At 62.7% G+C, this 18,925-nt stretch carries 20 protein-coding genes; 8 read left to right on the forward strand and 12 right to left on the reverse strand.

Going from position 1 to position 18,925, the window contains the following annotated elements:
• Nucleotides 1-1,178 (forward strand): zinc ribbon domain-containing protein (locus B7L68_RS03455; RefSeq protein ID WP_081246299.1); only part of this gene is annotated, 1,178 nt, incomplete at its 5' end.
• Between the two features lies 1 nt (nt 1,179).
• The gene (locus B7L68_RS03460; protein WP_081246300.1) at nt 1,180-1,488 is read left to right on the forward strand and encodes a hypothetical protein; all 309 of its coding nucleotides are present in this window, start codon (nt 1,180-1,182) and stop codon (nt 1,486-1,488) included.
• Here the strand turns inward: B7L68_RS03460 and B7L68_RS03465 are convergent.
• The 6 genes from B7L68_RS03465 to B7L68_RS03490 are packed head-to-tail and all read right to left on the reverse strand — an operon-like array spanning nt 1,456 to nt 8,775.
• Entirely contained in the window at nt 1,456-2,076 is a 621-nt protein-coding gene (locus B7L68_RS03465) for a 6-hydroxymethylpterin diphosphokinase MptE-like protein (RefSeq protein ID WP_081246301.1), read from the reverse strand. The genes B7L68_RS03460 and B7L68_RS03465 overlap by 33 nt on opposite strands.
• A gap of 7 nt (nt 2,077-2,083) precedes the next feature.
• The gene (locus B7L68_RS03470; RefSeq protein ID WP_081246302.1) at nt 2,084-2,668 is read right to left on the reverse strand and encodes a hypothetical protein; all 585 of its coding nucleotides are present in this window, start codon (nt 2,666-2,668) and stop codon (nt 2,084-2,086) included.
• Nucleotides 2,665-3,351 (reverse strand): hypothetical protein, encoded by a 687-nt coding sequence (locus B7L68_RS03475; RefSeq protein ID WP_081246303.1) that lies wholly within the window; start codon nt 3,349-3,351, stop codon nt 2,665-2,667. The genes B7L68_RS03470 and B7L68_RS03475 overlap by 4 nt, the downstream gene beginning before the upstream one ends.
• On the reverse strand, nt 3,348-6,899 hold the full coding sequence (locus B7L68_RS03480) for a hypothetical protein (protein ID WP_081246304.1): 3,552 nt from the start codon (nt 6,897-6,899) through the stop codon (nt 3,348-3,350). The genes B7L68_RS03475 and B7L68_RS03480 overlap by 4 nt, the downstream gene beginning before the upstream one ends.
• On the reverse strand, nt 6,896-7,360 hold the full coding sequence (locus tag B7L68_RS03485; protein WP_081246305.1) for a hypothetical protein: 465 nt from the start codon (nt 7,358-7,360) through the stop codon (nt 6,896-6,898). The genes B7L68_RS03480 and B7L68_RS03485 overlap by 4 nt, the downstream gene beginning before the upstream one ends.
• Nucleotides 7,357-8,775, reverse strand: a complete 1,419-nt coding sequence (locus B7L68_RS03490; RefSeq protein ID WP_081246306.1) for a hypothetical protein — start codon at nt 8,773-8,775, stop codon at nt 7,357-7,359. The genes B7L68_RS03485 and B7L68_RS03490 overlap by 4 nt, the downstream gene beginning before the upstream one ends.
• An 87-nt stretch (nt 8,776-8,862) precedes the next feature.
• Here B7L68_RS03490 and hisD point away from each other — a divergent pair, with 87 nt between their 5' ends.
• Together hisD and hisE are read left to right on the forward strand one after the other, a co-directional pair.
• Nucleotides 8,863-9,978: a histidinol dehydrogenase gene (gene hisD / locus B7L68_RS03495; protein ID WP_081246307.1), complete on the forward strand. Its 1,116-nt coding sequence runs from the start codon at nt 8,863-8,865 to the stop codon at nt 9,976-9,978.
• A complete protein-coding gene (gene hisE / locus B7L68_RS03500; protein ID WP_081246308.1) occupies nt 9,975-10,259 on the forward strand; it encodes a phosphoribosyl-ATP diphosphatase in 285 nt (94 codons plus the stop codon). Before hisD ends, hisE begins: the two co-directional genes overlap by 4 nt.
• Before the next feature lie 30 nt (nt 10,260-10,289).
• On the opposite strand, the gene hisI is transcribed toward hisE, so the two are convergent.
• Nucleotides 10,290-10,697: a phosphoribosyl-AMP cyclohydrolase gene (gene hisI / locus B7L68_RS03505; protein ID WP_081246309.1), complete on the reverse strand. Its 408-nt coding sequence runs from the start codon at nt 10,695-10,697 to the stop codon at nt 10,290-10,292.
• Between the two features lie 164 nt (nt 10,698-10,861).
• On the opposite strand from hisI, the gene B7L68_RS03510 reads away from it, so the two are divergent.
• Genes B7L68_RS03510 through hisH form a run of 3 tightly spaced genes read left to right on the forward strand, consistent with a single transcriptional unit; the run spans nt 10,862 to nt 13,351 of the window.
• Nucleotides 10,862-11,887 carry a histidinol-phosphate transaminase gene (locus B7L68_RS03510; RefSeq protein WP_081246310.1) on the forward strand — a complete coding sequence of 342 codons (1,026 nt, stop codon included), beginning with the start codon at nt 10,862-10,864 and terminating at the stop codon, nt 11,885-11,887.
• A gap of 40 nt (nt 11,888-11,927) precedes the next feature.
• Entirely contained in the window at nt 11,928-12,779 is an 852-nt protein-coding gene (gene hisG / locus B7L68_RS03515) for an ATP phosphoribosyltransferase (protein ID WP_081246311.1), read from the forward strand.
• Nucleotides 12,776-13,351 (forward strand): imidazole glycerol phosphate synthase subunit HisH, encoded by a 576-nt coding sequence (gene hisH, locus B7L68_RS03520; protein WP_081246312.1) that lies wholly within the window; start codon nt 12,776-12,778, stop codon nt 13,349-13,351. Before hisG ends, hisH begins: the two co-directional genes overlap by 4 nt.
• On the opposite strand, the gene tmk is transcribed toward hisH, so the two are convergent.
• The 3 genes from tmk to B7L68_RS03535 all read right to left on the reverse strand — a co-directional run bounded on the left by tmk (nt 13,332) and on the right by B7L68_RS03535 (nt 15,902).
• Entirely contained in the window at nt 13,332-13,913 is a 582-nt protein-coding gene (tmk, locus tag B7L68_RS03525) for a dTMP kinase (protein ID WP_081246313.1), read from the reverse strand. The genes hisH and tmk overlap by 20 nt on opposite strands.
• A 151-nt stretch (nt 13,914-14,064) precedes the next feature.
• The gene (locus tag B7L68_RS03530) at nt 14,065-15,105 is read right to left on the reverse strand and encodes an electron transfer flavoprotein subunit alpha/FixB family protein (RefSeq protein ID WP_081246314.1); all 1,041 of its coding nucleotides are present in this window, start codon (nt 15,103-15,105) and stop codon (nt 14,065-14,067) included.
• Entirely contained in the window at nt 15,102-15,902 is an 801-nt protein-coding gene (locus B7L68_RS03535; RefSeq protein WP_081246315.1) for an electron transfer flavoprotein subunit beta/FixA family protein, read from the reverse strand. Before B7L68_RS03535 ends, B7L68_RS03530 begins: the two co-directional genes overlap by 4 nt.
• Nucleotides 15,903-16,167: 265 nt before the next feature.
• Here B7L68_RS03535 and B7L68_RS03540 point away from each other — a divergent pair, with 265 nt between their 5' ends.
• Nucleotides 16,168-17,730 (forward strand): type II secretion system F family protein, encoded by a 1,563-nt coding sequence (locus B7L68_RS03540; protein ID WP_193432465.1) that lies wholly within the window; start codon nt 16,168-16,170, stop codon nt 17,728-17,730.
• Nucleotides 17,731-17,962: 232 nt separating this feature from the next.
• On the opposite strand, the gene B7L68_RS03545 is transcribed toward B7L68_RS03540, so the two are convergent.
• On the reverse strand, nt 17,963-18,340 hold the full coding sequence (locus B7L68_RS03545) for a hypothetical protein (RefSeq protein ID WP_081246316.1): 378 nt from the start codon (nt 18,338-18,340) through the stop codon (nt 17,963-17,965).
• Complete coding sequence (locus B7L68_RS03550) at nt 18,337-18,909, reverse strand: hypothetical protein (RefSeq protein ID WP_081246317.1); 573 nt, start codon at nt 18,907-18,909, stop codon at nt 18,337-18,339. Before B7L68_RS03550 ends, B7L68_RS03545 begins: the two co-directional genes overlap by 4 nt.
• Nucleotides 18,910-18,925: the final 16 nt, after the last annotated feature.

The raw sequence follows: 18,925 nt of genomic DNA on the forward strand, positions 1-18,925 counted from the left end.
GGCTGGCGCTGTCGCTCCCCGGCGGGAGGAGGGAGGTCTGGATAAAGCCCCACAGGAGGTTCTGGCTCTACTGGTGGAAGACGCTGAGGGGAGAGGCAGAGCTGGCGTCCACCCTCATGGTGAAGCGGCGGAGGGGCAGGTGGTATGCGATATTCGTATTCGACGTACAGCCGAGGGGGGAGCCTCCGGCGGAGGCCGTCGCCTTCGACGTAAACGAGAACTCGGTGGCGGTGGCTAGAATGCCTCTGCTCTCGACGGTGGACGCCGTGGCGCGGTGGAATAGGCAATACATAAACCCCGCCGTCTACTCCGTAAGGACGGACTTCGGCCGCCTCGCGAAGAGGTACGAGGCGGTTAGAGACAGAAAGCTGGAGGAGCTGAAGCGGAGGTATCCCTTCGCGGGCAGAGACGAAGAGGAGAGGAGGCAGAACGTCGCGGACACCAGGGAGTTCAGGAGGTTCGCGGGGAGGCTTAGGGAGAGGAGGCGGAAGGAGGGCCGAGTCAAGCAGGTCGCCCGCGAGGTGGCGAGGAGCCCCGCCGTGATAGTGACCGAGGATCTGGGCAAAAACCCGCAGGAGGAGATGATAGGCGTTGAGGAGAAGGCGAAAAAAGGCGTAAGAAAGAGGGTGAAGAAAGGAGAGCTGAGGCACCGCATCAAGCAGATTCCGTTTAAAAAGCTCATAAGGGCCGTGGAGGACAAGGCGAGGGAGACCGGTTCCGTAGTAGTATACGTGTCGCCTTACCGCAACAGCAAGGTGTGCCCCATCCACTTCGCGCCCCTGAGGGACAACGGCGATTGGCACCTACTGCGCTGTCCCCGCGGCCACGCCGTGGACAGAGACGCGGCGGCCGTCCTCAACATGTTATGGAAAACCACCCCCACGGGGTGGGTGAAGGGCGTGTGGTGGGACGCGAAGGAGGTAGGGAAGAGATTGAAAAAGGGGATCGTGCCGGAGGAAGTCGTGAGGAGGGCGAATCCCATCATTCCGCGGCCAGCCGCGTACGCCGTCTGGCGCTCCCTCAAGGCGCTGAAGGCCGGCGACAAAGGGCCCGCAATGCTGGCCCGGGCCGCCTCCATGACCCCCGCCCGAGGGGCCCATGAAGGCGGGGCGAGGGCGCCTCCCCGCGGGGCACCCGCCCTCGGGGAGGAGGTCAGAAACCGAAAACGCGATCCATAATATGGCCGTGGATAAGGAGAGGATGGCCAAGCTGTCCAGGGATCCGAGGCTCGTGGAGGCCCTCAAGGCCATGGGCGGATTTCTTTGGTACTACACCGAGCTCTACCCCTACAGGACGATCTACACGCTCACAGTCTGCAGAGACGCGCTCTGCGTCTACATAGCGGGCGAGGACATGATGGACATGAGGATACAGCTGGAGAAGTACCTGGAGCTGGAGGACGACGAGGAGAGGCTGAGGCAGCTCGCCAGATCGCTCGATATGCTCGCGGCCTTCTCAGAGAAAGCGTATTGGGACTACGCGCGATAGGCGGGCCAGGAGGGCCCCGGCCAACGCCAGCTTCCTCGCCTTCACCGAGTCCCTGCGCTTTATGGGGACGTCGGGGTAGAACCCGCTTATGGCGATCTCCCGCGCGCCCATCGCGTAGGCCAGATAGGCCGCCCTATCGCCGTCGGTGAATCCGCCCACGTTGTAGGTGCCGGGAGGCGGCGGGACTTGGACCGTGTAGACCCTCCGCGGAGGTCTGTATAGAGGCAGGAGGTCCACGTTATCGCCGTGGGCGTGCACGACAACGACGGACCCCAGCCCGGCCGACGCCGGCTCGTAGTCGAGGTCGGTGACGACGACGTCGGGCCTTACGCCGGCCTCGGCGAGCCTCCTGGCCGTGAAGCCCTCGACGGCAACCGACACCGACGCGCCTTCGACCAGCGCCCTGAAGGGCGGCATGTATACCGCCGGCCTCGACCAGTCGAACGCGGCGAGCGCGTCCACGGAGAGCCCTCCGAGCCTGGAGGCCAGTAGGGCCGCCTCGCCGTCCCTCGAGAAGGAGAGCTCGGGGAGCAGGGCTCTGGCGAGCGCCATGTGGTGCTGCCATTCGAGCGGATCCACAAGCCACATCGTCGCGTCACTTCGACGCGGTGATGGTCAGAAGCTTGTAGTTGGCCGGCGTCGGTGCGTACCAGAGCGCGCCGCATCCCGAGCTGGTGAGATTCACCGCATATTGCCCCGGCACGACGGGGGAGGGGACCAGGCAGGAGGGCCCTCCCAGGGCTCTGTCGAAATTTGTCGCGTAGATCCTCCGGCCTGCAAAGGAGGCGTTGATGCTGTAGGCAAATGCCGAGACCCGGTAGACGCTCGCCGTGAAGGACCCGCGGTACGCCGTGAGGTTGAGCAGAACGTAGAGCGAGACTACGCCGGGCCTCGTCGAGTTGTTGATGAGCGCCATGGAGTAGGAGTAGGCGTCGAAATTGGGGAACTGCGTCGGGAGGAACAGCTTGTAGCTTATGGACTTCACGCCAGGCGTCAGCGACGAGGAGGCCAGGTCGGCGATCTGCGAGGCCACGTACCGCGCCATCAGCTGCGCGGTAGCGGCCGCCTCCCGCTGGAACGCTTGGTAGGACAACAGCCAGACTAGGTACGAGGCCAGGAGATATGCCGCGGCCATAAAGCCGAAGAGTATGGCCGCCTCGATGGCCGATATGCCCCTCATCCCCAGACGAGGGTTACGTTGTTCCACACCAAATAGACGGTTTGGACCCCCTTGAAGTACAGGGTCTTGGAGCCGAGCCTGCTCTGTACGGTCACGCTGGCGGACCCGCCGCAGTTGATCGACGTCGAGTTGAGCGGCCCCACCACGTAGGCCAGGACGCCGCTCGGGCTTCGCTGCGTGAAGTTGGCCGAGACTGTGTAGAGATACAGCGAGGCGGACCCGTTGACGAAGACCACACGGCTGTAGAGCCTCACGGTCCTCGGGTAGGTCGAGTTGACCGCCACCACGGGCTCGCCTATGGGCACTGCGAGGGAGCCGTCGAGCCCTCTGAGCATCGAGTTGCCGAACTCCACGTAGGTCGAGTTGTAGCCCACCACCACCTCCCGGAACACGTAGGTGCTCGAGAACCCGCCGCACTGGATCGTCACGTAGAGTCTCGGCGTCCCCACGTAGAGCGAGCCGAAGTAGGAGCTGGGCAGCTGGTAGATCCTCTGGACGCCGGTCATGCCGAAGTCGGTCTCCAGCGAGTCCGCAAACGCCGTGAGGAAGGCAACGACGTTCTTGGCCTCGAGCCCAGCCTCTATCTGGAAGATGTTCTGCACTATATAGGGAATGGCGGCGAATATTATGGCCAGCGACACCGACAGCAGAATGGCCACCTCCAAGGCCTCCAGGCCCCTCATATCGTCTGGTAGATCTGCCCGTTTAATATGAAGTACGGAAGAGGCCAGGTATAATTAATCACATCGATGCCGTAGCTACTCTGGGATGCCAGGGACACGACGGTGTAGTTAAAGCTCCGCAGAGGCCCGTTGTACTGCGGATAAGGCAAGCTCGCATTGTTATACTTGGCGTTAGGCCAACTGACGTACCACCACGAGCTGTAGCTGTTGAGGTTGGGCCCCGACGCGGTGGCTATGTGGAAGTTCGCCGACTGCGGAGTAAGCGCGAAGATGAAGTAGACCTCAGTACCGCTACCATAGTTGATCCATATGTTCTGATTATGGCAAACCCCCGCGTATTGGTTCAACCACGCATACCCCCACCGCTGCCCGTTGTATATCTCGAGCAGTTCACCCGCCAGAGTCTGAGGCTCCACGGAGCAGTTAGCTATGGAACTTGTTGTGTTGGTTAGATATATGTAGTTGAGATAGTTTTGGGGGCTTCCTTGTTTTGCGATATTAGTCAGATTCACGATCACCGCAAAGCCTGACGTGTAATTGGAGAGTGACAGAGGCGGGTTAAACACATAGTTGCCCGTCACTGTCGATTTATATAGGTCGACGATGGATCCCATGGGGCTCGGGCTTCCCCCCGAACTGGTACAGACCGCCAGGAGGGTTCCCCTGTAGGCGAACCAGCCTTTATACTGTTGCACCCTAAGCCATACGTCGCCCCAATACGCCGTGGAGTAGGTCAGCGGGCCGACCCAGCTTCCCTTTGAGAATATGTAGAAAGACAGACCCTTGGAGGAGAGGCCGAGCGCATTTAGAATCGACGGAGGTATTATCAACACGAGGTGGTCGCCGGAGTAGCTGGACGGGAAGTAAACCTGCAACAGACGGCAACTGGACGATGTCAGGGAGATCGGGGCGATGTAGTTCAGCTCCCATGTGGGGGCGTACGACCCCGGGAAGCCGCTCTGCGCTTGTTGCAGATACGAGGGGTAGAAGGTCACGTTGACGGCGCTGGCGGGCGGGACCATTACCAGGGTCCAGCTACTGCCGCCCGGCCCAGCCACGTCGAGCTTGGCCCCGAAGACGCCGTCGTTGGGCGACACGGACTGCACGATCGGGGCCCCTGACTGCCACGGGAAGTAGAACACGGCGTCCATGTTGCCCACGTTGACTAGATAGAGCGAGTTGCCGCTCCATAGGTAGTAGACCTGTGGATGGACGGCCGTTATGTTGTTCACCGCGAGCGAGGCGCCGAGGATCTGGGCCACCAGCGTCGACGTCGAGTGTCTGGGCGAGAGGAACGTGACGTTGTAGAGCGCCGCATCGACCCCGTTGAGGAATCCGTAGTACGCCGCCAGGGTCTGGTTGCATACGCTCACAGACCCGCAGGTGTAGTTGTAGAGAATTCCGCCGTAGTTGGTGTACAGGTTGAAGGAGGCCCCCAGGGCCCCCCTGGGGACGTTGGCGCCCACCAAGACGCCGTACGTGTAGCGGACGTAGGTGTAGTTGTAGGGGCTGGCCACGACGTACTTCGCCGAGGCGTTTACAGACAGCGTCTGGGTTATGTTCAGATCGGTCACCAGCGCCAGCGATATGTTGCCCAGCAAGTTGACCTTCGAGAGGGCGTACGACCGGCCGCCCCAGGCCAGCACGACCGGCCTAGGCGAGCCGACGACCGGCGCCGAGCCGAGCGTGGTCAGCACAGCGGAGGGCTCGGGGTAGGTCCAGGGCCTGACCGCCAGGAAGTCGTATATCGCCGCGTCGGTCCAGCTCGACGTGCTTGACTGCGGGAAGTCCTCGGTGTCTGTGCCGAGCACTATGTTGAAGCTCTGGAGCGGCGACATGGACAGCCACTGCCCCACGTAGGGCGCCATAGGCCCCGTGGAGTTCGAGAGGAACTTGTAGGCCGCCAGATAGGTCTGCCCGGCCATGTTGCCCCCAAGTATCTGCGATATCGAGAGGACGTACCAACGGCCCGCGCTCAGGGGCACGTAGGAACCTCCGTACTGCCAGGAATACGTCTGCCAGGGCCCGGTCATATAGCCCTGGGGCTGGTAGGACCAGACGAACGTAGGCGGGTAGCTCTCGGGCTGTACCGCCACCATATCTGCGCACCAGGGGAAGGTGCTCCCGCTGTAGCCGCCCCAGAAGAGCGCCAGGTAGCCCATCTTCTCCGCCCCTATCTGCGTCACGTTGACCAGGACTCTGACCTGGAAGCCGGGCCAGTTTGAGGGCACCGTGAAGCCGTTCCATATCTGGTAGCCCACGTCGTAGGTGCCGGCGGGGTAGATAGCCCCGAGGAGGAGCCCGACTGTGCTGTTGCCGTAGACCGACGTCGGCGCTAGCTGTTCTATCGGCTGCGGCGCGTTTTCGGGGCCGGCGCTGTGGCACGTGCTGTATACCACCGAGCTGGGCCAGCCGGCCATCGCCGCCGCGTTGAAGAACCCGTTGACCCCGCTGAAGTTGTAGACCGCATACGGGTTGTTGTTGAGGGCCGGCGACGCCGTCTGGTAGGCGTATTGGTAGTTGGCCGAGTCGTAGCAGAAGTTGGGCCCCGTCGAGGGGGGCGTTATGCCGAGCATCTGCATCATCAGCGGTATGTCGAGGGTTAGGTAGACGCTTGACGAGTTGGACTGGTATAGGATCACCATAACCTCGTCCGATGAGCCCGGCGAGGCCAGGGAGCCTCTCGGCATCTTGAAGTCGAAGAGGCAGAACGGGCACTTGAGGTATTCGGACCACCAGGGGAGCTGGATGAAGGCCCCTGCGAGCATCGAGTTGAACTGCTGGACTACGCTGGTGTTGTGGTAGTTGCAGCCATTTCCGGCGTAGTACTGGAGGGCTTGGCTCAGCGCCGTGTTGTTCACCAATATTAGGTAGAGCTTCTGTTTCAGCAGGCCGGCATTATAGCTACTGCCCGACCTGGCTTGGTTCAGTATGTCGGCTATGGGGGCGCTGTAGGTCTCGCCCACGGACGTGGGCTTCCTGATGTCGGCCGAATATAATATCACGTAGCCGCTCTGGATCGGGCTGTACGGCGTCACCACGAACCTGTATACCCTATAAGCGCCCGGCGCCGACAGGGCGCCTGCGCCCCACCATTGGGAGAAGCTATAGGCGTTGTTGAGAACCGCCGCGGCCGGATAGGGCCCCAAAGTCCCGCCGAAGCCGCCTTGATCGACCGCGTAGCCCCCCGACACGAAGGTGCCGAAGGGTATGAGGCTCTGTTCCGTCGCCGATAGGGCCGACGCCGCGTACTGCGACGCATCGGCCAGCTGGAAGTATATGTCGGCCGGGTGTCCCTGCAGCAGATTGTTGTAGAGGCCGGCGTTGAGGGCGCCCGCCGATATCTTGGAGGCGGCGGACTGGGCCAGGAATGCTGCGTAGCCCGACAGCAGCTGGACCAGCTCGGGCCAGTCCTGGCTCATTATTCCGTATGCCGGCCTCTGGATGGAGGCCACGGGGACTATGGTGGAGGAGACGTAGGCCATATATATCACCGCAACGGCGACCACGACCGCGAGCGCGGTGAGCACTATCCACTGGCCCTTCATGGCCTCGCCACGTAGAGCACCATCCTCACCTGGGTGCCGTCGGGGAGGACCGCCGAGACCGTCGCCGAGGAGGAGGCCGCCGAGGTCGTCGTCGAGGAGGAGGCGGCCGCCCAGCCGGTGGGCCGCGCGACGGAGAGGAGCTTCTGGCCCCATGAGGCGCATACGAGGCAGGGGGGCGGGGAGCTACCCGCCAGATATACCGTGAAGTTATATACGTATTGCTGCGGTATGAGCGAGTCCAACGCCGACTTGACGGCGGCCGTGTTGTTGGAACATATGGAGGAGCTGAGCGCGTTGAGGAAGGTGGGGCTGAGCGATAGCTGCAGCAGAGTATTGTAGGCGGTCTCCACGTCCTGTCTGCCCATGGTCGTCGAGACGGGGCTTCTGGGCAGAAGCGTCATGGCGTATATGGCCAGAGCCACCAGCAGCACCGCGAAGAGGAGCTCGAGGACCCACCTCATCGCATCGGGCTGGGGTACTCGTAGACGGTCACGTTGACGAGATACGTCGTAGTCAACGAGTTGAAGACGCCCGAGGCCGACGAGGCGTAGGTCTGCGGCGTGTTGTAGAAGCCCCATCTATACCAGGTCTTTACGTCCACGTCGGTGGCCGGCGGCGCGGGGAACAGCGGTATGGGCACAAGCGCCGCCTGCGGTATATTGGGGGAGCTGGAGCTCGGCGTCACGTAGGCCAGGGCCAGAAGCGTGTTGGTGGGCAGGTTCAGCCAGCACGCCGTACAGTGGGCACTACTAGTACATTGACTGCATTGTAGCACACTAACTGGGCTGTTGCCTGTGCCGGGATCCAGCATTATGTTGGAGCCGTAGATGGTGAGCGCATACCCCGTATACAGCGAGATGTACCTTATGCCGAGCGATTGACGTCCTTGAGCGTTAGAGTTCAGCCTCCCGTCGCAGGGCAGGTTGGAGCCCGGCTGGACGTAGTCGGCGTCGTGTATTAAGTACAGCGTTGTGGAGACGGCTCCGGGGAGAGGCGCGCCGTATATCAACGACACCGAGGTGGCGTTGAAGACGTAGAAGGCGGCGCTGTAGGGGTAGTCTATCTTCTGGGCGTAGACCACCAGCGCCGACTGGAGGCCCGCCAGCTGCGAGTAGCTCACGTAGGGCGGCATAGCCGCCTTAGCGTAGCTGTAGTAGTACCCCCCGACCTGCGACAGAGAGTAGTTTAGGTTTGTCGTAGATGTGTAGGGCGGATAGCACTGCGAGGTCGTGCAGTAGTAGACTGTGGAGGCCACCCTGCCCGAGGGGTAGGAGCCGACGCCCCTGGCGACTATATAGACTGTTCCGTTGGCCAGGAGGCCTCCCGCGGCGTTGTAGAACTGCTTGCACACGGAGCTCGCGTTGTTCATGAACTTGACGCCGCCGGCCGTCACGTAGGGACATACGGCCAGCCTGACGAGCGGCTTTATTTGTATCTCTACGTCGTATTTGTTGTAGTTATTGCCGAACAGATTGCGCGCTATGGCCGTCAAGTTCAGCGTGCCCTGTATGAGGTTCGGTATGACGTAGCCGTAGCCCGCCATATATACGGCGCTGCCCACGGTGCTGGCCAACGTGCTCTGCGGGTTCCATACGTTGCACATCGGATATCCCGACAGCTGGGCTGAGGCCATGGCCAGATAGTCTATGGCGTAGTCGCTTAGATACCCCGGCGCGCCGGGGTTGGCCACGCCTACGTCCTGCGATAGATTGTATGCGCTGTAGGCTGTGATCCTCTGCAGGATCTGCTGCGCCAGTACGTTCAGCTCGGCCTGGCTGGTCTGGGGCTGCGCCGATAGGTTGCCGGCGACGTAGAAGGTTATCGCTATGAAGAACACCATGACGAATCCCACCACGGCGAGCTCTATGGACTGCACATGTACGCATCCATCTATTTTGATAAATTTTGCGTTGCGCCTCCGCCGTCGCGAGTCATGCTTAAATAGGCCGCCCTAGGGGCGCTTGTGAGGGAGTCGTTGCCCCAGGAGGCCTTGAGGGCAGCCGCCGAGATCGTAGACGATGTGAGGGCTAGGGGTCTCGCCGCAGCGTTGGAGTGGTCCAGGAGGCTGGATGGAGTCGAGCCTGGGGATGTCGTCGTGCCGCCCAGGAGGGATCAGGCCGCCGATGGGGCCGTCGTCGAGGCGGCGCTGGAGGCCGCCAAGTCGCTCGAGAGGGTCTACGCGCGTCTGCGGCCCGCCGACGTCGTGGATTACTACGAGGGAGTCTTGAGGGCCGTGTCGTGGCGGCCTGTGGAGAGGGCGGCGCTCTACGTCCCTGCGAGGTACATATCGACCTTGGTGATGCTGGCCGTGCCTGCGAGAGCCGCGGGGGTTGGGGAGATCTACGTGGTGACCCCTCCCAAGGGCGTCACGCCGGAGCTCCTGACCGTGGCTGAGAGGCTGGGCGTCAGAGGCGTCGTGAGCCTCGGCGGCCCTCAAGGCCTGGCGTACGCGGCCTTCCAGATAGGCGTCGACCTGTTGGCAGGCCCGGGCGGAGTCTACGTCCAGGCGGCTAAATACCTCCTCTCCCGCTACGTCGGCATAGACGGAATAGAGGGGCCGACCGAGCTGGTCGTATACGCCGAGGGCGTAGAGCCCAGGCGCGCGATCGCGGGGGCTCTAGCCCAGCTCGAGCACGGCCCCGCCTCCTTTGCTCTCTTCCTCTCCAGGGACAGGTCGTTGGTCGAGGCGGCGGAGGGCATCTACCTCCGGGAGAGGACCAGCTCCATGGGGGCTCTGGAGGCCCGGGCGGTCTCGTCGCTGGAGGAGGCGGCAGGGATCATAGACGAGGTGGCGCCCGAGCACCTGGAGGTCTGGGGGGCGCCCCAGCTGGCGCAGATGGTGAGGAACGCCGGAGCCATATCTGTCGATGCGCCCAGTCCTCTCCTGGACTACGTGGCGGGGATATCCCACGTGTTGCCCACGGGCGGCAGCGCGAGGTGGAGGGGCGCGGTGACGCCGCTGACGTTCATGAAGCCGGTGGGTCTGGCCTGGCTTCTGGCCGACACGAGGCTGCGGGAATACGCCGTGAGGCTGGCCGAGTACGAGGGCTTCAAGCGCCACGCCGACGCGTTGCGATGAGCTGCGACGTCCTTAAGGAGCTGGAGTCGGTAATCCGCGAGAGGATCTCCTCGGGGGATCCCAACAGCTATACCTATACTATATATGCCAAAGGCGTGCACTATATAGCGCGTAAGGTCGGCGAGGAGGCCGTCGAGCTGGCCGTGGCCTCGCTCGCCGAGGGGAGGAACAGAGTGGTCGAGGAGGCGGCGGACTTGATCTACCATCTGCTGGTCCTGCTGGCGGCCCAGGGGCTCTCCCTCGACGACGTCTGCTCGGAGCTCAGGCGCAGGAGGAGATAGCGTAGGCCCGGCGGGCGCCCGCGGCCGGCCTCAATCGGCGATAAGCCTAGACTTGAGCTTGCCGGGCTCCGGCAGCAGTTTCGAATACCTGGAGCCGAAGCAGGAGCGCGACCCCGTGTGGCAAGCCGCGCCCATCTGGACGACCTTCAGAAGCACAGCATCGCCGTCGCAATCGGTGCGGAACTCCACCACGTACTGGTAGTGGCCCGACGTCTCGCCCTTCAGCCAGAGCCGCCTCCGGCTGGTAGACCAGTAGTGGGCTAGGCCCGTCACCAGCGTGAGGAACACCGCCACGAGGTCCATATGGGCCACCATCAAGACCTCGCCCGTCTCCGCGTCCTGAGCAACCGCCACCACCGTGCCGTCTCTCTGGCGGTAGTTCAAACTAGCCGCTATCCTCCAGGCCTCCTCCGCCGACGTCAGAGGCTTGGCCTCCACGGAATCCATACCGCACTTAACTATTTCGGCCGGCCGCGCCCGAGGCCCATGGGGCTTGAGGCCGCCCCTCTAGACAGTGGGCACGGACGCGCCCCAGCGCGGAGGCTTGCCGCCGGACTGAGGCGGACGACGCGCAGATCTTATTTACCTCTTCCTGCATCTCCATGGCGTTCAAGCGGCTTCCGGAGTTCTACGAGGAGCCCGACGTAGGCTACGACGTCTACAGGCTGCATTTCAACGAGAACCTCTTCCTGCCTGAGGAATACTACAGGGAGGTCCTCGGCGGCATTGAGAGCTGGGAGGCCCGTTTCTACACCCAGCCCAACAACGCCTCGCTTGCCGCGAGGATAGAGGACCACATGGGCCTTCCGAGGGGGTCTGTCGTCATAACCGCCGGCGCCGACGATGGCCTCAGGCTCGCGATACAGCTCCTCCACTTCGCCGAGGAGAGGAGGCTCGTGGTCCTTGAGCCCACCTACAGCATGCCCAGAATACTCGCCGAGCAACTAGGCGTGGAGTATGTGCAGCTGCCCTACGGGCCGGATCTAGGCCTCGACGTGGATACGGCGGTCAAGATAGCCAGAGGAGGCGCCGTATATGTCTGCTCGCCCAACAACCCCACCGGGCATCTGGTGAAGGAGCTCGAGGAGCTGGCCTCCCGTCTTGAGGGCCTGCTCATATACGACGCGGCCTACGCCGAGTTCGCGGGGCTCTGGAGGCCTAAACTCCACGAGTACGGCAACGTCGTCGAGATGAGGACTTTCTCGAAGGCATGGGGCCTGGCCGGGCTCAGGGTCGGCTATCTGATCGCCCGCGGTAGGCTCGCCTCGGCGCTTAGGGCTCTAGCGTACCCGCATCCCATAAGTAGCTATTCGGCGAAGGCCGTCGAGAAGGCTCTGGGGCTGGAGGAATACGTGCGGAGGTCCGTGCTGGAGATGCGCGCGGTCAGGGACGAGGTAGCGGGGAGGCTACGCCTCGATAAATACGTCGGCGAGGCCAACTTCATAACCCTGAGGCTCGACGGCGCCGAGGCGGCGGCGGCCGAGCTCTACCGGCGCGGCTTCGCCGTGAGGGCCCTCGGCGGCAGGCCCCTCTGCCGCTCCTGCCTGAGGTTCACTGTGGCGCCCATGGGCGTGATGGAGAAGTTCCTGGCCGCGCTGGGGGAGGCGCTCGGGATAAAGCTTATATAGCGTTCGTCAAGGGAGGCCATGCCGGAGGCGGACAGCCCCCATATTGTTCGCAGTCCCGAATAAAGGCCGCCTGATGGAGCCAGCCCTCAGGCTCCTCGAGCTGGCCGGCATCGACCTTCTGGCTTCGGACGAGCGGTCTATAATCCTGCCCACCACGTGGCCGGACCTCAACATAGTGAGGCTCAGGCCCGAGGACATTCCCCAGATAGTCGCTGCGGGCAACGTGGCGGCTGGGATAACCGGACACGACTACGTGGTCGAGTCCGGCGCCGACTCGGACTTGGTCGAGCTGCTGGACCTCAAGATAGGGAGGGGCTCCATAGTGGTGGCCGCGGTGAAGGGGAAGTGGAGGTCTGTGGACGATCTGCCGGACGGGATAAAGGTCGCCACTAAATACATCAACTTAGCCTCCAAGTTCTTCGAGGAGCGGAACAAGAGGGTCAGAATAGTCAAGGTCTCGGGCTCCGTCGAGGTCATGCCGATGCTGGGAGTCGCCGACGTCGTGGTGGACGTAATGGCCACCGGCACCACGCTCGCGCTACACGGCCTCGAGCCCCTGGAGAAGATACTGGACACCTCGGCGCGTCTGGTCGCGGGCCGCGCCTGGGCCGACCACTACGTGGTGCGGAAACTCGCGGCGTATATCAACGGCTATCTGAACGCCCAGAACAAGCGCATGGTGTTCCTCAACGTGCCTGCCGACAGGATAGCCGACGTCATCTCGGTCCTCCCGGCCCTTGAGTCCCCCAGCGTGGCGCGCCTGGCCCGCGGCGATATGTACGAGGTGTTCTCCGTCGTCGACGAGGACTATCTGCCCGACCTCATAATGCGGCTCAAGGCGGCCGGCGCCAGGGACGTGGTGATAGTGCCTCTCGACAAGCTGATAAAATGAAGATAGCTATACTGGACTATACCGTCGGCAATATCGGCAGCTTGATCTCAGCCCTCAGGAGAGCCGGGGCCGAGGCCTTCATCTCGAGGGGCGAGGGGCTGGGAGAGGCAGATGCGGTGATACTGCCGGGGGTGGGCACGTTCTCCGCGGCGAGTAGGCTGGCGGCTGTGGTCAAGGGATACGCAGGCTCCAAGCCGATGCTCGGCATATGTCTAGGCATGCAGCTGCTCTTCGACTCCAGCGAGGAGGGGGAGGGGCAGGGGCTTTCGTTCTTCCCGGGCCGCGTCGTCAGGATAGACGCCGAGAGGATACCCCATATAGGCTGGGAGCTGACCTCGGCGGCCGGCACGTGCGGCCTCGTGGATAGGGGCTATTACTACTACCTGCACAGCTACGGCGTGGAGGCCGGCGGCGCGCCGTATGAGGCCGCGTATATAGAGCTGAGGAGGAGGTACGTAGCGGCTGTATGCGACGAGGGCAGAGGCATCTACGGCGTTCAGTTCCACCCCGAGAGGAGCGGCAGGAGGGGCCTGGAGGTGTTGAGGAGGTTCCTCAAGCTCGCGAGGACCTAGCCCCTATCAGCTCAGCGATCCTCCTCGCGATAGTTGCGGGAGGCTCCTCGGCGTCAAGGACGACGTAGCCCCGCTCGGCGGCTCTCCTCAGATATATCGAGCGGACAGCCCTCAGGAACTCCAGCCGTTCGTACTTCTCCGCGTCTCCGCCCCTCGCCTCTATGCGCGCCACGGCCTTCTCGGGCTCTATGTCGAGGAGCACGGTCACGTCGGGCGTCGGGACGCGGGAATTTATCAGCTCTATAAACTTTATATCGACGCCGGCGGCCCCCTGATAGGCCACGCTGGATTCGACGTAGCGCTCGGTCACAACCACGCGGCCCTCGCCCAGAGCAGGCGCTATCTCCCTCTGGTAGTGCTCCAGCCTATCGGCGGCGAACAGCAGAGCATCTGTATACGGATCTGAGGTCCCCCGCCTCAACGCCCAGCTCTTTATGAGGCGGCCGATAGGGCCGTCGCTGGGCTCCTTGGTGGCGTATATCGGTAAGAGCCTCCGCAGCTCCTCTATCACCGTGCTCTTACCGCTCCCGTCTATGCCCTCCACCGCGACGAAGAGACCCACGGAGGCTCTAGAAAAGGCCTTTATAAGGCCCAGACCGCAGCTGGCCGCACGCCAACTCCCCCGTTGACGTCCCCCTCCGCCTCAAGGGGCCGTCCGTCGTCTATAGATGCCTTGTGCAACACCGAATCAGTAAAAGATTCGGTTCTCGGCTTTACTGGGGGGCCTTGGCTCTCTTGATTTCCTCTATCAACAGAGGTATTATCTGCTTGTAGTCCCCGACTATCGCGTAGTCCGAGTTCTGCACTATGGGCGCGTTGGGGTCTGAGTTGATCGCTATTATGTGCTTCGACTCCTGTATCCCCATCATGTGCTGTACGGCGCCCGATATGCCCACCGCTATGTAGAGCTTCGGCCTGATGGTCTTGCCCGTCTGCCCCACCTGCCTCGTATGCGGCGCCCAGCCCGCGCGCACGGCCATCAGCGAAGCGGCCACCGTGCCGTTGAGGAGCTTGGCCAGCTCCACAAGCCACTTGAAGCCCTCGGCTGAGCCGAGCCCCCTTCCGCCGGCTACGACCACGTCGGAGGACTCCACCGGCGGCAGATCGGCTATATCGTGCTCTATCCTCTTCTCGGCGCCCAGGAAGGTCGTCCTCCTGGCGTTTAGCTCCACGGCCTCGTGTACTATCTCCCCCTTCCTGTTGACGTCGCGCGGCGGCTTGGGGAACACGCCCGGCCTCACGCTCGCCATCTGGGGCCTCCTGTGCGGCGTCTTTATGGTCGCCATCTGCGTGCCTCCGAAGGTCGGGCGTATCTGCATGAGGTCGCCCGTCTTGGGGTCTATCTCCAGCGCCGTGCAGTCGGCCGTTATGCCCGTCGTTAAGGTGTTGGCTATGAACGCAGCCAGCTCGCGGCCCCTCTTGGTGGCGCCTATCAAGAAGATCTCGGGCCTATACTTTGCCACCACCTTGGCCACGGCGTTGGCGTACTCGTAGGGGGTGTAGACCTTCAGCTCCGGATTCACCACGACGACCACCTTATCTGCGCCGTGGTATATGGCCTCCTGCGCCATCTCGTCGCTACCGGCCACGAGGACGCCGCCGACCTGGGCGTTCCCCCTCTTGGCGGCGAGATCCCGCGCCTTGCCCAACAGCTCGAGGGCGACGTCCTTTAGCCTGGCGCCGTCGTGCTCTAAATATACCCAAACGCCTTTATACTCCTCCTTGTTTATCTGGGGCCAGAGCTTGCAGGTCATGGCTGCAACAACCCCTCCTTTTTCAGCTCCTCGACGAGGGCCCTGACGGCCTCGCGCGGATCGCCCTGGAATATCCTCCTCTTCCTCGGCGGGAACGTCGCGCCTGTCTGCGCCGCCACGAAGGTGGGCGAGCCTTTCAGGCCCACGCACTCGGCGTCCAGCTCCAGCTCCTTGTTGGTGACCTGCATTATCTTCTCTCTGGCGTTGAGCTTCCTAGAGAGGCTGATCTCCCTCGGCATCTGGGTGCCCTTGGCCACCGACACCAAGGCAGGGAGGTCCATCTCGTAGAACTCGTCGACCCCCTCGTCCTCGAGGAACCGCCTCACCCTGACCTTATTCCCCTGTATCTCGGCGTCGTAGACGTAGTACACATAGGGTATGTTGAGGTGGGACGCCACTTGGGCGCCTACGTGGGCGGTCGTGCTGTCTATTGTCTCCTCGCCCGCCAGAATCAACGTATAGTCCGGCACGTACTTCTCTATGGTCTTCGCCAGCACGAACGAAGTCGCCCAGGTGTCGGCGCCGGCGAAGACCCTGTCGGTGGCCAGTATGGCCCTGTCGACCCCCATGCCTATCAAGCTCTCCAGGGCCGGGATGCCGGACGGCGGAGCCATCGATATGGCTATGACCTCACCTCCGTACTTGTCTCTAAGCTTGAGCGCGAACTCCACAGCGTCGCGATCCCACTGGTTAGTAGACAGAGGCACGCCCTCCCTGACTAAGGTGCCCGTCTTCGGGTCTATCCTTATCGCCGTGGAGAGTGGCACGGCCGCCTTGGTCAACACCACGAACTTCATCGCGATGGCAATATCGCATTTTTATAAATGTAATTACATACATCGTAGAATTGCTCTTGCCTAAAAAAGCTAACTCTGCAGGCCGGACGCGCCCGATTTCAGCCTCAGCTCCCCCGGAGGCCTCGGACGGCTTCCGGATATGGCAAAGCCGGGCCTCAGAGGCCGCGTCAGGGCGATGGGGAGGCGACGTCTTGGGATGGGGCTTGGCGCCGCGCGGCGACAACCCTTTGACGGAAAAAATATATTTGGGCAAACCGGGGACCACGTGAACATATACAATTTCCTTATGAAGGGCATAGAGAGGACCGACCTCGACCCTCTGAAGTTTAGGCAGACCATAAGGCTCGCGTTGCTGGGAGGCGCGGCTCTGGCGGCTCTGGGCGCGTTCTTCACTCTAGTCAACGCGTTTCCGTTGGGACCGCTTTTCCTCGGGCTCGGCGTATTCCTCATATTTATGCCTAAGGTCATCATAAGGGTTCGGGCGTCCTCGATAAGGGAGATGCTGAACATGGAGATTCCGTTCCTCACCGTATTGGTGCAGATGACCTTCGCGACTAAGGCGCCTCTGGAGCTGGCCATCCAGCGCATGATGAGGTACAGGGAACTGCCTGGGATAAAGACGCTGGCGGCGGCCGCCTGGAACAACACGAGGATGTTGGGCATGGAGCCGCTGGACGCCTTGAAGCGCGCCGTCGAGAAGCTCGCGCCTCAGAAGCTTATCTACCGCTTCAACTCGCTCTACACGGCGCTTAGGGTCGGCGAGGATATAATAGCCAAGCTCTCGCTGTATATGGATATGGATATGGTTGAGTTCTCCACAGGCATGCAGAGGAGGATGGACTCCCTGGTCTCCGCCATATCGGCGTCCATAGTGGGGCTCGCCATGGTGTCCGTCACGGCGATAGTGGTCGGGCGCGGCAACGCCGGCGTCTTCGTTCTGATGGGCGGGCTCCTGCCGGCGGTCATGGGCGCCGTGATGGGTATGGTCATAAACGTGCCCCTCCTCAAGATGGACTTCAGGCTCTGGCCCCTTATATTCGCCCTGGTGTCCAGCGCCGCCATGATAGTCCTAGGCTTCTTCCTCAACTTCGGCGTGTACACGCCCCTCGCGACCGCGGCGGTTTCCGCCCTGGGATACTTCGCGACCAAGGAGAGGGTTAACGCCCGCTCCTTCGAAAGGGGGTTCATGGACTTCTCGTACGTGGTGCTCGACGAGCTGAAGCGATCTCCCTCGGTCGTAAGGGCCATGGAGAACGCGGTGACCTACGGCAACTTCGGCGACTTCACGCCGCGGGCGGCCTCCATGCTGAACGCCATAAAGTCGGGCATGACGGAGCTGGAGGAGGTAGTCATAAGAGGCATGCAGCCCATAATGGCCGTGGTCGCCAGGGTATTCTTCGACATCCACAGGCTCGGCACGCTGCCGCGCTCCACCATAGACCAGCTGCAGAACTTCGTCGCCAAGCTCTTCGACTACAGAGAGCAGCTGGGCAAGGCTCTGGGCATAGTGAGGCTGTTGGCGGTGCTGGGGGCCGCCATGGTGGCGTTCGTCAACGCCTCGATGATAATCATGACCCAGGCCATGGCGGGAGTCGCCGGCGGCGGCCCCGTCCCTGCGGCCGGCCTCGGAGGCGGGGGCATCGGCATGCAGTTCCTCTACCTGGCCTTCGGCATGCTGGCCGTCGGCTACTACTTCCTATTCGCCAAAGTCAGCTTCTCGACTAGGGGCGGGCTCATCTACCTCACACTCTTTTATATCTCGATGTTCTTGGTGATCGTGGCGACAACCAGCGTGTTGAAGCCGCCCAGCAACCCATCTGCGGGTTGATAGACAGCGGCGCTCCCTCTAGTCAACACCATGGACTTCATCGCAGTGGCGATATCGCATTTTTATTAATGTAATTACATATGTCGTAGAAGCGCCCTTCGCCTAAAAGCCGCTCATGTCCCGATCCTCCTCGCCGCGCTCTCGACGCTCCCGACGCCCGCGCCTCACAGTATCCGTATGTATTCCTTGGCCCTCGCGAATATCGACCGCCTCTTAGGCCTGTAGACCTCCCTCACCCCGCCTTCATGGGGCTCAGTCGGCTGAACTCAAGCTCCAGCCTCCTAACGTTGCTCCCATCCGCGGAGCAGTAGGCCCAGCCGAACAACGATATGCAGGCCTCAGAGCCGTCCCTGGCGACGTAGGCCTCCACGGAGTACGGGTTCACGAGGCCCACGGGCCCCTGCCCTATCAGCTCCGCCATCCAGGGATATCTCCGCAGAACCTTGGCTATCCCCGCGATCTGCCTCCCCGCGCGGGGGGCCCACGTCCTCAGCCAATCGACGCCGAACGCCTCCAGCTCCGGATACTCCCTCAGGAGCCGTTCGACGGGATCCGCCGGCTCGGGAGGCCTCCTCACCGCGCCCGCGTCCACGCCGTCGCCCGAGCTCATACCCTCATCCTCCTCGCGGCGCCCTTGACGCCCACGATGGTCGCTCCCGCCGCCTCCGCCAGGCGGATGGGCATCCCGTGCTTCCTGTGGGTAGCGAGCCATAGGGCCGCCGCGGCCAGGACCCACGGGCTCCTCCCCGCGGCAGCCCTCCTGTTTCCCTCAAGGATCTCAAGGGCCCTCCTCACCACGGGAGCCGGCAGTCCGGCCCTCGCGGCCACTATCTTGACGTACTCCTCAATTGGCGGCCTCCTGCCCCTGGCCGCCTCGTTAAGCCTCCAGGCCGCCCTCTTGACGGCCGACCTGTCCGCCTTGCTGCACTTGAGGAAGTCGCCCAACGGCCGGGGCTCGCCCAGATCCCTCGCCGCGAGCCAGAGGGCCGCCACAGCGACGGCCCCGGCCGAAAGGCCCTCCAGGTCGTATATGTGCCTCCTCACGAGGGCCATCGCCGCCTCGGCGACGCTGTGCGGCGCGCCTGCGCGCTCCCTGATCCTGCTGACCTCCGCCCCTATCGCCGCGAGCCTCGCCTCCCTCCCGTGCAGGGCGTCCCTGTCGAAGCTGGCGAGAGCCACCGGGGGCCGTGCTCCG

Origin of the sequence: Thermoproteus sp. CP80 (assembly GCF_002077075.2) — an archaeon.
Lineage (GTDB): Archaea > Thermoproteota > Thermoprotei > Thermoproteales > Thermoproteaceae > Thermoproteus.